Source organism: Pacificispira sp. (assembly GCF_965228185.1).
Classification (GTDB): domain Bacteria; phylum Pseudomonadota; class Alphaproteobacteria; order UBA8366; family Aestuariispiraceae; genus Pacificispira.
This window is the reverse complement of sequence record NZ_CBDDHE010000006.1, coordinates 267,380-280,018: the sequence shown is the minus strand read 5'-3', so window position 1 is coordinate 280,018 and position 12,639 is coordinate 267,380. Positions and strand designations below refer to the sequence as shown.

The 12,639-nt window shown below is 63.5% G+C and carries 11 protein-coding genes; 8 read left to right on the top strand and 3 right to left on the bottom strand.

Annotation, left to right across the window (positions count from 1 at the left end):
• The first annotated feature begins 76 nt into the window (after positions 1–76).
• From ACO06O_RS12020 to ACO06O_RS12000, 5 genes are all read left to right on the top strand, one after another.
• Complete coding sequence (locus ACO06O_RS12020; RefSeq protein ID WP_421880042.1) at positions 77–280, top strand: hypothetical protein; 204 nt, start codon at positions 77–79, stop codon at positions 278–280.
• A 77-nt stretch (positions 281–357) separates the two neighbouring features.
• Positions 358–1,404: a formate dehydrogenase subunit gamma gene (locus ACO06O_RS12015; RefSeq protein WP_421880040.1), complete on the top strand. Its 1,047-nt coding sequence runs from the start codon at positions 358–360 to the stop codon at positions 1,402–1,404.
• Positions 1,405–1,446: 42 nt separating this feature from the next.
• Positions 1,447–2,817, top strand: a complete 1,371-nt coding sequence (locus ACO06O_RS12010) for a c-type cytochrome (protein ID WP_421880038.1) — start codon at positions 1,447–1,449, stop codon at positions 2,815–2,817.
• 174 nt (positions 2,818–2,991) lie between these two features.
• Positions 2,992–4,167 (top strand): hypothetical protein, encoded by a 1,176-nt coding sequence (locus ACO06O_RS12005; protein ID WP_421880037.1) that lies wholly within the window; start codon positions 2,992–2,994, stop codon positions 4,165–4,167.
• 100 nt (positions 4,168–4,267) lie between these two features.
• Positions 4,268–5,008 (top strand): sulfotransferase domain-containing protein, encoded by a 741-nt coding sequence (locus ACO06O_RS12000; protein ID WP_421880035.1) that lies wholly within the window; start codon positions 4,268–4,270, stop codon positions 5,006–5,008.
• 405 nt (positions 5,009–5,413) lie between these two features.
• Here ACO06O_RS12000 and ACO06O_RS11995 read toward each other — a convergent pair whose 3' ends face one another.
• Positions 5,414–5,818: a tellurite resistance TerB family protein gene (locus tag ACO06O_RS11995; protein ID WP_420420024.1), complete on the bottom strand. Its 405-nt coding sequence runs from the start codon at positions 5,816–5,818 to the stop codon at positions 5,414–5,416.
• A 225-nt stretch (positions 5,819–6,043) separates the two neighbouring features.
• Here ACO06O_RS11995 and ACO06O_RS11990 point away from each other — a divergent pair, with 225 nt between their 5' ends.
• Genes ACO06O_RS11990 through ACO06O_RS11980 form a run of 3 tightly spaced genes read left to right on the top strand, consistent with a single transcriptional unit; the run spans position 6,044 to position 8,790 of the window.
• Positions 6,044–6,301: a hypothetical protein gene (locus tag ACO06O_RS11990; protein WP_421880033.1), complete on the top strand. Its 258-nt coding sequence runs from the start codon at positions 6,044–6,046 to the stop codon at positions 6,299–6,301.
• 19 nt (positions 6,302–6,320) lie between these two features.
• Positions 6,321–7,790 carry a methyl-accepting chemotaxis protein gene (locus tag ACO06O_RS11985; RefSeq protein WP_421880031.1) on the top strand — a complete coding sequence of 490 codons (1,470 nt, stop codon included), beginning with the start codon at positions 6,321–6,323 and terminating at the stop codon, positions 7,788–7,790.
• Between the two features lie 55 nt (positions 7,791–7,845).
• Positions 7,846–8,790 (top strand): AEC family transporter, encoded by a 945-nt coding sequence (locus tag ACO06O_RS11980; RefSeq protein WP_421880029.1) that lies wholly within the window; start codon positions 7,846–7,848, stop codon positions 8,788–8,790.
• Here the strand turns inward: ACO06O_RS11980 and ACO06O_RS11975 are convergent.
• Positions 8,787–9,731, bottom strand: coding sequence for an alpha/beta hydrolase family protein (locus tag ACO06O_RS11975; protein WP_421880027.1), 945 nt, complete (start codon positions 9,729–9,731; stop codon positions 8,787–8,789). The genes ACO06O_RS11980 and ACO06O_RS11975 overlap by 4 nt on opposite strands.
• A 105-nt stretch (positions 9,732–9,836) precedes the next feature.
• Complete coding sequence (locus ACO06O_RS11970) at positions 9,837–12,590, bottom strand: ATP-dependent DNA helicase (RefSeq protein WP_421880025.1); 2,754 nt, start codon at positions 12,588–12,590, stop codon at positions 9,837–9,839.
• Positions 12,591–12,639: the final 49 nt, after the last annotated feature.

Below are 12,639 nucleotides of genomic sequence, written 5' to 3'. Positions count from 1 at the left end.
CCAGGCGGTCGATGACCACCTTGTAAGCAGCCACTCTGTGGCAATCGCCCCTGAAAACGAAGGTCGATCGATACCCATGCTGAACCGACAAGCGAACCGCACCCTGATCCTGGTCGCCGCGACTGCTGCCGTCTTGACGGTGGCGGGGTGCCGGGAAGACGAGCAGGACCGTGTGCAATTCTTCCAGCCCGGCGTCTATCAAGGTCAACAGGATGCCGGACTGAGCCAGGAAACCCTGGACGCCTTGCGCAGCCGCGCCTCGCAACAAAGCTCGCCCTGATCACGGGGCCCGAATTCAATCGCGCGGCCATGCAGTCGCGCCCGCGGCCGTCGCGCCGCCGGATTATGGAGGTTGGGATGAAAGGCTTGAGATTTCATCTGATCGCGCTGACCGTGTTGGCAGCAATACTGTCCCTGGCGCCGCAGATGGTTCCAGGTGCCGGGGAAGCCCTGGCGCAGGCCCAGGGACAAGTTCCGGGCGATGCCCTGGGCAATTCCAGCGATTCCGAACTTTGGCGCGCCGTCCGGGCCGGGGAAGGCAATCTGATTCAGGCGGAGGGCAGCACCTGGCGGGCGCTGCGCAACGGCCCCCTGTCCACCTACGGCGTCTGGGCAATTGCCGGTATGCTGTTCCTGCTGGCGGCGTTCTTCCTGTTCCGCGGCCGGATCAAGATCGAACATGGCGCCGCGGGCACCACGATCGAGCGGTTCAATTTGATCGAACGCTGCGGTCATTGGCTGACGGCCGGATCCTTCATCATCCTGGCGATTACCGGCCTTAATGTTCTCTATGGCCGCTACATTCTGATCCCCGTGATCGGCAAGGACGCCTTCGCGGTGATCACGCTGGCGGGCAAGTGGCTGCACAACTGGGTCGCCTTTGCCTTCATGGCGGGGCTGGTGATCATTTTCGTCATGTGGGTCGTCCACAATATTCCCAGCCGACACGACCTGAAATGGATCGCACAGGCGGGCGGCTTGTTCTCGAAGGGGGTTCATCCCCCGGCCAAGAAGTTCAATGCCGGTCAGAAATTGGTCTTCTGGATCACGATCCTGGGCGGCCTGTCGTTGAGCCTGTCCGGCTGGGCCTTGCTGGATCCATTCACCACCAGCATGTTCGCCGACACATTTGCGCTGCTGAACGTCTTCGGTCTCGGTCTGCCGACCGATCTGACGCCGATGCAGGAGCAGCAAATGGCGCAGCTTTGGCATTCGGTCGTGTCGATGTTCATGATCGCGGTCATCCTGGCCCATATCTACATTGGTTCTTTGGGCATGGAAGGCGCCTTCGATGCGATGGGGACCGGTCAGGTCGATCTGAACTGGGCCAAGGAGCACCATTCGCTCTGGGTCGAAGAAGTGCAGTCGCAATCCGCCTCCGGCAAGCACGCGCCGGCGGAGTAACGCGGAGAACGGTGCCGCGGGCATGGTCGGGATGGTGTGTTCATGACCGGCCGTCTTGGAACGCCGGGTCTCCGGGTCGGACGGTTGGTGGGCGCCTTGGCGGTGCTGGCGGCTCTCGCCGTCGGCACGTCGCCCGCCCGGGCGGACTTCGTCGGGCATGGCGCCCCGGTTCGCGACGTCGTGATATCCCCGGACGGCCGCTATGCCGCGACCGCCGGATTCGACGATCTGGCCATTCTGTGGTCGGTCGAGAATCGCGACCAGCTGACCCGACTCTATGGGCACGAGGCCGGCGTGAATGCTGTCGCGTTCCTGCCGCCGCAATCCGAAGGCTTACGGCCGAGGCTGGTCACGGTCAGCGATGACGGCACGGCCCGGATCTGGGACGGCGGGACCGGCACCCAGCTTCAAATCCTGACCGGACACACGAAGAAGGTCGTGGCCGTGGCGGTCTCGCCCGACGGAACGCGGATCGCGACCGCATCCTGGGACCGGACGGTGCGCCTATGGGATGCGGAAACGGGTGCGGCCTTGTCCGTCTTCGAAGGCCATACCAACAGTGTAAACGACCTTGTCTTCACCCCGGACGGAACCCGTGTCGTCTCCGCCGGATATGACGGCGACATCCGCGCATGGCCCCTCGACGGCAGCGAAGCATACCGGTTCGCGCAGGTCGGCTTCCCGATCAACGCCCTCGCGATTTCAGGCGACGGCAAGATCCTTGTAACCGGATCTGCCGACAAGACCGTACGGGTATGGGATATGGCCAGCCGCGAGATGCTGCGTGAGATGACCGACCCCCATGACGGGGCGGTCCTGACCGTTGCCGTGTCACGGGAGGGCGCGTCGATCGCCTCCGGGGGCGTCGGCGGTACCTTGCTGATCTGGGACGGCGGCGCGGAACCGCGGATTGCGATGCAGGTGGAACATTATCGCGCCGTGTGGGCGCTGGAATTTTCGCCCGGCGGCGACCGGATTTATGCGGCGGGCATCGATTCCGTCGTGCGCGCCTGGCGGACGTCGGATGGAGCATCGATTGTCGGCGAAGCGACACGGTTCCAACCGTTGGAGCGGGTGTCCCGCGCCCTCGCAAATTCCGACGACCCGGTTGAGCGCGGCAGCTTCCAATTCCGTAAATGTGCGATCTGCCATGCCCTGGAAGAGGGCGGTCCGCCCCGATCCGGCCCCAGCCTGGCGGGCCTGTTCGGCCGCCGCGCCGGAACCTATCCGGGTTATGTCTTCTCCGACGCGCTGCACGGAAGTGAGATTGTCTGGACGGAGGAGACGGTGGACCTGCTGTTCGACATCGGACCGGACAAGATGTTTCCGGGCACGAAAATGCCGGTGCAGCGTCTGACGGATCCGGGCGATCGAAAGGACCTGGTGGAGTTCCTGAAACAGGCCACCGACTGAACTTTCACGCCGAAGTTTTTGGTTCTTTCGCGCCGTTGATTTTTCCCGGACATGGATCTTCAAGCCGGCACCTTCGATTTCCGGAATGCGGCGCGCCTATGCATGACCGTCCCGCATGGCGATAGCCCCCAAAGTTGCCAGTCTCATGGGAACGCCCTAAACAGGACCCTTGGGATGCGCGGAGCCGGGGGGCGGGCGGTGAACAGACAGGCGGTTTCGGATTTGCCGAAATGGGCAATCGCGCTGGCAGCGGCCTTGTCCGTCGCGCTTGTCGCCTATGCGCTGTTTAAGCCCAAATACGGCTGGGACGTGACGACCTATGTCGGTTGCGCCTTTCACGCGCTGGATGGGACCGATTGGTCCGAAACCCATGCCAAGACCTATGCCTATTTGAGCGACCGCTTTCCGGAAGAGGTCTTTCGGGAGATGACGACATCCCCGCCGGGGATCAGCACGTATCGTTTGATCATCGCGACCGACCCCGAAGCCTATCGTCAACGGCTCAGTGCTTCTTGCTACAAGATCGGGTTCATGGCGCCGGTGATCGCACTGACCGCCGCGGGGATGGACGTTTTCCTGGCGACACGGGTGAGTGCGGCCGTGCCGGCGGGGCTATTCCTGTTCGTCGCGGCCTTGTGGATCAGCCGGAAGATTCCGCCGGCCTGGGCCCTGCCTCTGGCGGCGCTATGTGCCTGGACCGGCCTGCTGCAGACGGCGCGCTATGAATATCCGGACGGGCTGACTGCGCTTTGTGTCGGCGGTGCGGTGATTGCCTTCGCCTCCACCCAAATTCGTCTCGCCTGTGCGCTGTTTCTGGCGGCGATGGTGGTGCGCGCTGACGCTATCGTCTATTTTGGGATGTTCCTTTTTTTCGCCGTCTTTATCGCCGCGCCGGAGCGCCGCCTGCGGTTCCGGGAATCGCTGATTTGGGGAATCGCTGCCCTCTGCCTCTGGGCGGCGGTCTCCAAGATCATGACGACGCCCACCTATGCTGCCGCCTTTCATCACAGCTTTATCGCCAACAATCCCTACCTCCTCGATTTTGACGGCACGCTGACCTTCGAAATCTATTGGGAGGTACTGATCCGGCAGATCGGTGTCGTCGCGGGCAAGAGCGCGAAATACCCGGCGCTGATCGTCATGGCCCTGGCGACAGCCGTCTTGTCCTGGCGGAGTCGCGCGCTGCGGGTTCAGGGCGAGGTGGCACTAGTGTGCCTGATGATGGTCAGCTTTCATTTTCTCTTCATTCCGTGGTTCGATACGCGGTATTACGCGGCGCCCTATTTCCTGATCGCCGCAGCCTTCGGAATCGTGCTGTATCGCCGGATCGCTCAGCGCGTCGCTGCATGATAAGCCGCACGTCAATCCCGGGAGTAGAATGTCAAAGTCCAACCGCCTCAATTCTGACTGGCAACGGCATCATCGCAGTCTGAAAGCGTGGAACCAGGCGATGGGCCGCTGGTCCCGCTGGCTGGTACCGCGTCTGTTTGCCCGGCGCGACTATATATTTGTCGCCGCCCTACCGAAGTCGGGATCGACGTTGTTGAACAATGCCCTGATCCGCCTGACCGGCCATTTTCCCCATCCGTTATGCGATCACCATTTGCATGAACAGAACATCATGCACAGCCGTCTGATCGACAGTTGGGGCTTCCGATCCATCGCGACCCAGCACACATTGGCGACGCCGCTGAATGTCGACTATCTGGAGCAGTTCGGGATCCGGCCGGTCGTTCTGGTCCGCGATATCTTCGACGCGGCGGTGTCTTTGCGCGATCATACCCAACGCGAGGCACTGGCGACGGCGACATTCCTGCCGCCGCCCGGCTATCCCGCGATGAACGATGCTGAGAAACTGGACGCGATCGTCGATCTGGCCCTGCCCTGGCACCTGTCATTCGTCGCATCCTGGCAGGCTGCGCCGCTGGATGTGCTGACGATTTCCTATGAGGAGATGATGCGCGACCCGCAGACGGTTCTTGAAAAGGTTCTGAACCATATCGGCCTCCGGAACTTGCAAGCCGAGACCGCGACCGCCTGGAAGGGGGCTGCAAGCGACGACGACACGCGCCGCAATGTCGGCCGGATTGGCCGGGGGCGCGCCGAGTTCAGCGACGAACAGACCGAGCGCCTGCGTCGGCTGACGGCGCGATACCCGGAAACGGATTTCTCGATCATCGGGCTGGATTAGTTGGGCGAAGCCCTGTTTACTCGCCGGTCTGAAGCCACAAAAAAATTACCCCCAAGCAAAAGCTTGGGGGCAAGTTGAACAGGGAGGCTTCACGTCTGGGAGACGTAGGGCCGAGCCGATAGGGACATCGGTCGGCGTCGCTGCAATGCAGCAACTGAAGCACCCCCTACATAGGCGTCTTGGACGGCTGCGCCTAGCGCCCAAAACGTCACACCCGACATGCGCTTATTGCATGGCTGATCGGTTTGACCCGCGCGATTCGCTGTGTATGGGGCTAAACACCTGAAATCAGGGGAAATTTGTGTGCCGACCGGTCAGGCTGGCGCATTGGCCAGCCTGTTGCCGAAATATCACATTTATTCGATTTTCTGGAAGTGAGGCCGAAACTTGGCCTTTTCCGGCGTTCTAGAGCGTCGTGAAACGGGCCCGGACGCCGCGTTCGATGCCGGTGCAGATCAGCCGATCCAGTTCAAGCTTCTGGCGGATCATCTGCAGCAGATTGAGTTCCTCATCGGAGGCCTCCAGGTCGGCAGCGGCGACTTCGACAGCCAGCGCATAGGCGGTCTCGCGCAGTTTGACCGGCAGACCGTCCTTCATCTCCTCGATGATCAGGTCGATACCGTTCTCGTCTTCCAATTTCGCAAGACAGGCCTCGGCGATCTGGGAGAGTTTGGTCGCGTCGAAATCCCGGAAGATCGGCAGATGGGTGACGATCCGTCCGATCATGTCCATTTCCGATTGGGTCATGATCTCATCCGCGGCGGCCATCATGACCATTCCGTGGATCAGGGCTTCGTGCCGGTTCAGCATAGATGACGGCTCCTATATGCATGAGTATCCGGCGGTTATTTCAATGACCCCCGCCCCCGTCAAGTCAAAGCGCATGGCGGGACGGGCTGTGGTGCGGGGGTTAACCCTTTGACAATCGTTTCCATGATATCACTATTGCCGAGGGGGGGGATAACCATCCCGACCGAAGGGCGCGGAGTGAGAGACTACCTTATCGGATCTGTAATGGCCGGAATAGGACTGGTCGTGCTGACCGTCCTTACGTTCACCCCGCCACGCGATGCGACACAACTCGCGCTCGTTTTTCCGCCATGGCTTAGTCAAAAAGAGGTATTCGCCCGGATCGCAGATCTGGATGTGCGCCTTGTCCGTAACGGATTTTCAGCGTCGGTGCTGATTGTCGATTTCTCCCATGATCCTGGACTGGGGCAAGCCATACGCAATCGCGCGCCCGTCGTCGCCGATGCACGTGTCGTCGGGGCCTGTCTTGGCGCCAACTCGTGACAACCTAGGAATATCCGAAATGTCCCAATCCAACCCGCTTTCCCTAGACACGATCCGACGCGCTGCGACCCGCATGGCCGTTTGGTATCTCTGGCTGCATGTGCCTTTGATCGCGGCCGCGGCTTATTGGGTCGACACGGATTGGCTTGTGCCAACCGCTCTGATGGCCGGGATCGCGGGGATCGTGACGCTGGATCGCTGGCGCAACCCCATTGGTGAGAGCGTACAGATTTCGATGTCCGCCGGACTGGCCTTGGCCGTCGCGTTGATCGTTTATGTCTTCAGCGGGCATCCGTGGCAGATCGATATGCATATGTATTTCTTTGCCGCGCTCGCTCTGTCGGCGTCGTTCTGCAATTGGCGCGCCGTGATGACCTATGCGACGGTTGTGGCCCTGCATCACCTGTTGCTCAACTTTACTATTCCGGCAGCGGTGTTTCCGGAAGGTGCGGATTTCGGACGTGTTGTCCTGCATGCCGTCGTCGTTGTGATTCAGACCATTGCTCTGGTTTGGCTGGTCCGGACCATCGAGCAATCTTTCCAATCGGCCGCGCGATCCTTGGAAGAGGCGCGTGCCGCTGAAGCGGAGACTCAGCGCATGTCCGAGGCGCTTCGGGTCGCCGACCGGAAAGCTGTCGAGGAGCGGCAAGCGCGCCGGCGCGAACTGGCCTCGGCCTTCGATTCCGATGTCAACTCCGCGATCGCGGCGCTCAATGAGGCAATGAACGACGCCCAGAAGGCGGTCGAAGATGCGATGGAACTGAACTCTCAATCCGAGAACCGAAGTGCCGCCGCGGCCTCCGCCAGCGAACAGATGGCGCAGAACATCAAGACCGTAGCGGCCGCGTCGGAGGAGCTTGCAGCGAGCGCAGCCGAGATCGGCCGACGCATTTCCGAGATGTCGGCAATCGCCGATGAAGTGAGCGATGCGACGCGCCAAACTGCAGGTAAAGGCCGGTCGCTATCTGAAAACTCGCGGCGGATCGAGGAGGTGATCGGCCTGATTGCCGATATCGCCGAACAGACCAACCTACTGGCTCTGAACGCCACGATCGAAGCCGCCCGGGCCGGAGAGTCCGGAAAAGGCTTCGCGGTCGTGGCGAATGAGGTCAAGGGATTGGCGACGCAGACCGCCCGGGCGACCGAGGAGGTTCGGACCGAGGTCACCGCGATTGTCGAAGCCATCTCGGAAGTCGCGAATTCGCTCTCGGCCATGGACAAGAAGAACGCGGATCTAACCGAGATTTTCACAAGTATTGCGGCTTCGGTCGACCAGCAGATGACGGCGACACAGGAAATTGCGCGCAACACCCAAGAGGCGGCGCTCGGCAGTGACGATCTGGGACGGTCGGTCACGGAGGTTAAGGACGCGACGATGCAATCCGCGCTGCATATGCGGTCGGTTACGGGTCTGAACAAGAAACTGACCGTGATTACCCATTCTGTGGAGGAAAAGTCGGACGCTTTCCTGGAAGCGATCCGTGCATAGGTGACGTGACAATCTTTCGCTCGACTTGACGCCTGTCCGCGGACATGGTGCGGCCATGCAGGCATTGATCGACGTTTCCATTCCCGTCTTCGCCATTATCCTGGCCGGATATCTGGCGGGCCGGTTCAAGCTGCTGGGTCAGGATTCGACAGCGGCGTTGAACGGGTTCGTCTATTTTATCGCCTTGCCGGCGATGTTCCTGTCGTCGACATCCCAGGCACCGGTCGCGGATGTGCTGGACTGGCGGCTGCTGGCCGTGATCGGCGGGGGATACTTCGCGACTGCAATTCCGGTCGCCGTGATCGCCCGAATCTTCTTCTCGAAACGGATCGGCGAAATCGGCTTGCACAGTGCGGCTTCGGTCTTCGCCAATACCGGCTATATGGGTATCCCGTTGGTGCTGACAGCCTTCGGCGCGGCGGCGACGAATGCGATGATTGCGACGGTGCTGGCCAATCTGTTCATCGTTCTGGGTATCGCCAGCGCGGTGATGGAGGTCGATCGCACCGGCGCGTCAGGTCCGCGCGTGGTCGTCGATGCCGTCCGGGGCCTCGTGCGCAGCCCCTTGCTCTGCGCCTGTGCGGCAGGGATGGTCCTATCCGCCCTGCAATGGACGATCCCGGGACCGGCGCTGAAGTTTCTGGATCTCCTGGGGGCGTCTGCCGGTCCCTGCGCCCTGTTCGCGATGGGCTTGTTCCTGGTCGGCCAGTCGGTGCGGCGCGGGGCGGGGGAAGTCGCCTGGATCACCGTCGTGAAACTGGCGGTCCATCCTATGGCAACCTGGTTGATCGCGCATTACCTGATCCCGTTGGATCCGTTGGAGGAGGCGGTGGCCGTGATCATGGCGGCACTGCCGACCGGTGGCCTGATTTTCGTTCTGGCACAGCGGTATGGCGTTTATGTGCAGCGGGCGACGGCGGCGATCCTGGTGTCCACGATTGTCTCGATCGCCACCGTCTCCTTCGCCATTCAGCACTATGTCGATCTGATCGGATCCTAGGCCGGGTTCTTCGCCGCATATTTTTCAACGATCTGGTCGGTCGGCTTGCCGGCCGCGCAATCCGCCGCTACGGCGATGCCGGTCCAGGCGAGGCCGTGATGCTGCGGCCCGTCCCCTTGCGCTTCGATCAGGACCGACCCCCGCCCCAGGGCGCGCAGGGCAAAGTGATATTCCGCCTGGGTGGCGAAGGGCGTGTTCCGGTCCTTGGGGTCGCCGATCACGAAGATACGGCGATCCGCGTTTTCCGGCACGAGGTGGGTTGTCGCAATGGGATCGACATAGTGCCAGAAGCCGGTGAAGTCGCGCCCGAACCAACCATGCATGTGGCTGCGGCTGCGGACCGACACGACACCGGACGAGATCGCGGCACAGGCGATGTCGTTGCGGCGTGCCAGCAAGGCCCCGACCAGATGCCCGCCGCCCGATTGACCGGCCAGGGCGAGGCGGTCGATGCCGTGTTTTGCCTTGATCGCGTCCAACGCGGCCTCGACGATCGCCAGATTCTCCGGCTGACGGCGCAGGCGGTGGTCGCCGGACGACCCGAAGGTGCCGGGCCGGGACAGGCGGATATAGGGCAGATTAGCCGTCTCGGCGCCTTTGTCGGCCAAGGCCTGAAGCTCGCTCGGTGCGGCATGTTCCTCGTATCCGTCATAGACGGTCGGGGTGCCGTTCGCGTCCTGCCACATCACGTCGCCGTGGAAATGGACCAGCGCGACCGGCACACGGTCCCCGCGCAAACCGGCAGTGAAGTACCGGACGCATTCGCCGCGCCCGTTCGCACTGACCCAAACTGCCGTGCCGCCGTCGACCGGACAGTCATTCTGTTCCAGGATGCTGCCGGATACGACCCCACTACGGGTAAACGTATCCGCGCCATAGGGATTGATGCTGCAGCCCGCCAGCAATGCGGCGGTCATGCCGGATAGAAGGATATTTCGCATCACGCTTCCTTTCCGATGCGACAAGAATAGTCCTGCCAATCTCGTCGGAGAGTATGGGCACAGCGGGGCGAGCTTAGGGAAAAAATACGGCCCTAACGCGACCGATCAGCCGTTTTCGGCACCGGCGTTCAGGAAGTCGCGGGTCTTTTCGACGGCATCCTTCAGGCCGATCCGCTCGACCGCGACGCCTTCGGGGAAGGCACCCAGCAGGCGTGATGGCATCCGGCTGTCCAGCAGGACGAAGATCCCCCGGTCGTCGCCGCGCCGGATCAGGCGTCCGAAGGCCTGTTTCAGCTTCAGGCGGGTCAGGGCGTCGTCATACTCCTTGCCGCCAAAATGTTTGCGCCGCGCCTTGTGCAGGATGGTCGGGCGCGGCCAGGGGACGCGGTCGAAGACGATCAGGCGCAGGCTGTCGCCGGGCACGTCGACACCGTCGCGGATCGCATCGGTGCCGAGCAGGCAGCTATGCGGATCGGCACGGAACATGTCGATCAGGGTCGGCAGGTTCAGGGCGTCGACATGCTGGGCCAGCAGATCGATCCCGTCCGCCTCCAAATCCTCGGCGATGCGGTTATAGACCCCACGCAGGCGGGAGATGGCGGTGAACAGGCCCAACCCGCCGCCGCCCGCCGCCCGGAACAGCGCGCGATAGGCCGCCGCGACCTGACCTCCGTCATTCTTGTTGACGTCGGTGACGATGAAGACCCGCGTATGGGCCGGATAATCGAAAGGCGAGGGGACGCGCGCGCGCACTGGCGGGGCGGGCAGGAAATCCGTGCCGCTTCGCCTTTCCGCCGATTTCCAATCCGCCTCCGCATCGCCCGACCCGTCGGTCAGCGTCGCCGATGTGACCAATGCGCCGTGGCTGTTGATCAGGACGGTTTCCGCGAAGGGGAAGCTGGGATCGATCCAATGGCGGCGCATCCCGACATCCAGGTCGCGCCCGTCGGCACGGGCGACGTCGAACCATTCCACGAACTGTTCCGGTGTCGCTTGTCCCAGCGAGTCCGCCATGCTGGCCGCCGCTTGGGCATAGTCGACGACGCGGTGCTGCAGCGACCGGCAGATCTGTTCGATCCGTGTCTTTTCGGCGGTTTCCAGTTCCTCCGCCTCGTCGGACAGTCGCGACGCCATGCCGTCCAGCAATCCCTTGGCCGACGCGGCCATGTCGCGGAACAAGTCCCGCACGGCCAGGGCGGTTTCGAGAATCTCGGGGCCGGGGTCGCTGACCTCGACCTCCAGGCCGAAGGGGCCGTCGGACTCGCTGGACCGTGCATAGACGGCGCGCCTGACCTGGGCCAGGAAGGCTTCCAGTGGGCCGGAAGGGCGGCCGTCGGAAAGGCGGCCATGCCAGCCTTCTCCCGGCAGACCCGCCGCCGCCCGCAGCACGCGCTCCAAATGCTCGCGGTTCGTCTCGTCGCCCAGCAGATCCTCGCAGCGCGCCTTCAGGCCTCGTGCGCGGCCGCGCCCCGTGCCTTCCGCACCGCGCAGCCAGCGTCGAAGCTCCGCCGTTTCCTGCCCGGACAGATGGGCGGAAAAGGCGCTGTCGGCGGCGTCGAAGACGTGATGGCCCTCGTCGAAGACCAGCCGCGTCGTCCGGCCGCCGAGGTCGAGCGCGCCGCGCGCTGCCTGAACCATGACCAGGGCATGGTTCGCGACGACCAGATCGGCGCGCCGCGACCGGCGCACCCCTCGCTCGATGAAGCAGCGGCTGTAATGCGCACAGGCGGTATAGACGCATTCGCCGCGCCGGTCGGTCAGGCTGGACAGCCGCCGCCCGCCGGTCAGGTCGATCAGCCAGGCCGGGAAGTCGCCGCCGGTCATGTCGCCGTCGCGCGTGGCGGCGGTCCAGCGCGCCATCAGACCCAACGGCACCGCCTCGCCGGGGCTGGCCGCGACGGTCCGTGCGGTTTCTTCCAGGTTCAGCAGGCACAGATAGTTTTCCCGACCCTTGCGCACGACGACGCGCTTCTCCTTCACTTTCGGATCGGGGAACAGGCGGTTCAGTTCCCCGTCGATCTGATGCTGAAGGTTGCGGGTATAGGTCGACAGCCAGACCGGGCCTTCGTTCCTTTCCGCCCAGAGGCTGGCCGGGGCGATATAGCCCAGGGTCTTGCCGACGCCGGTGCCGGCCTCGGCCAGGACGATCGACGGCGCGCCCTCGTCCCGGCGCGGCTGAAAAATCGCGCTGACGGCGGACGCATAGTCAGACTGGCTGGGCCGCGCTTCGGCACCTTCGCCCAGCAGGTCCGCCAACCGGGAGCGCGCTTCTGCCGGTTCCACGGCCAGGTCGCCGGGCGGCGGGGGTGGTGCGTCTTCTTGCCATTCGGGCAGGTCCTTCCATACATCCAGGCCGGACACCGGCGCGCGCAGGCCGGCTTCCTCCGGATCGGCGCCCAGGGCGGACAGGACGGAAGGCGCCCAGATCCAGCCGCCCCGCGCCATGGCCAGGGCCGTGCGCTTGGCGGCCGGGTCCCGGTCGCCGGTCGCGATCAGGTGGCGCAACAGGCGCTGGGCCGCCTTGGGCAGCAGGATTGCCTGATCCTCCAGCCCGCCCGGCACCGGCAGATGCAGCGCCTCCGCCAGGCCGCGCGGCGTCGGCACGCAGAACTGCGCCGGCGCGACGAAGGCGAAGAGTTCCAGCAGGTCGTAACAGCGCGACGGCGCTTTTGCGCCGATCCGGGCGGCGGTCGCCGGGGCGTGCAGGACATAGGCCGGCGCGCCGCGACTCAGCCGCCGTCCTGCCTCCTTATGCGACAGGCGCTCCAACTCTCCATCCGGTGTCAGCCAGGCGCAATCGTGCACGCCCGCTACAAGGGCGGGGGCCGGTTCGAGATGAAGGATCGGGGCGGCACACATTACGGGCACTTTCGCCGGATTCCGCCCCTTTGCTCAAGCGCGCGGCGGG

Bases quoted from the DNA above. Each gene is read 5' to 3' on its own strand.
- ACO06O_RS12020 (WP_421880042.1), top strand. From the start codon at position 77: ATGCTGAACCGACAAGCGAACCGCACCCTGATCCTGGTCGCCGCGACT.
- ACO06O_RS12015 (WP_421880040.1), top strand. From the start codon at position 358: ATGAAAGGCTTGAGATTTCATCTGATCGCGCTGACCGTGTTGGCAGCA.
- ACO06O_RS12010 (WP_421880038.1), top strand. From the start codon at position 1,447: ATGACCGGCCGTCTTGGAACGCCGGGTCTCCGGGTCGGACGGTTGGTG.
- ACO06O_RS12005 (WP_421880037.1), top strand. From the start codon at position 2,992: ATGCGCGGAGCCGGGGGGCGGGCGGTGAACAGACAGGCGGTTTCGGAT.
- ACO06O_RS12000 (WP_421880035.1), top strand. From the start codon at position 4,268: ATGGGCCGCTGGTCCCGCTGGCTGGTACCGCGTCTGTTTGCCCGGCGC.
- ACO06O_RS11995 (WP_420420024.1), bottom strand. From the start codon at position 5,818: ATGCTGAACCGGCACGAAGCCCTGATCCACGGAATGGTCATGATGGCC.
- ACO06O_RS11985 (WP_421880031.1), top strand. From the start codon at position 6,321: ATGTCCCAATCCAACCCGCTTTCCCTAGACACGATCCGACGCGCTGCG.
- ACO06O_RS11980 (WP_421880029.1), top strand. From the start codon at position 7,846: ATGCAGGCATTGATCGACGTTTCCATTCCCGTCTTCGCCATTATCCTG.
- ACO06O_RS11975 (WP_421880027.1), bottom strand. From the start codon at position 9,731: ATGCGAAATATCCTTCTATCCGGCATGACCGCCGCATTGCTGGCGGGC.
- ACO06O_RS11970 (WP_421880025.1), bottom strand. From the start codon at position 12,590: ATGTGTGCCGCCCCGATCCTTCATCTCGAACCGGCCCCCGCCCTTGTA.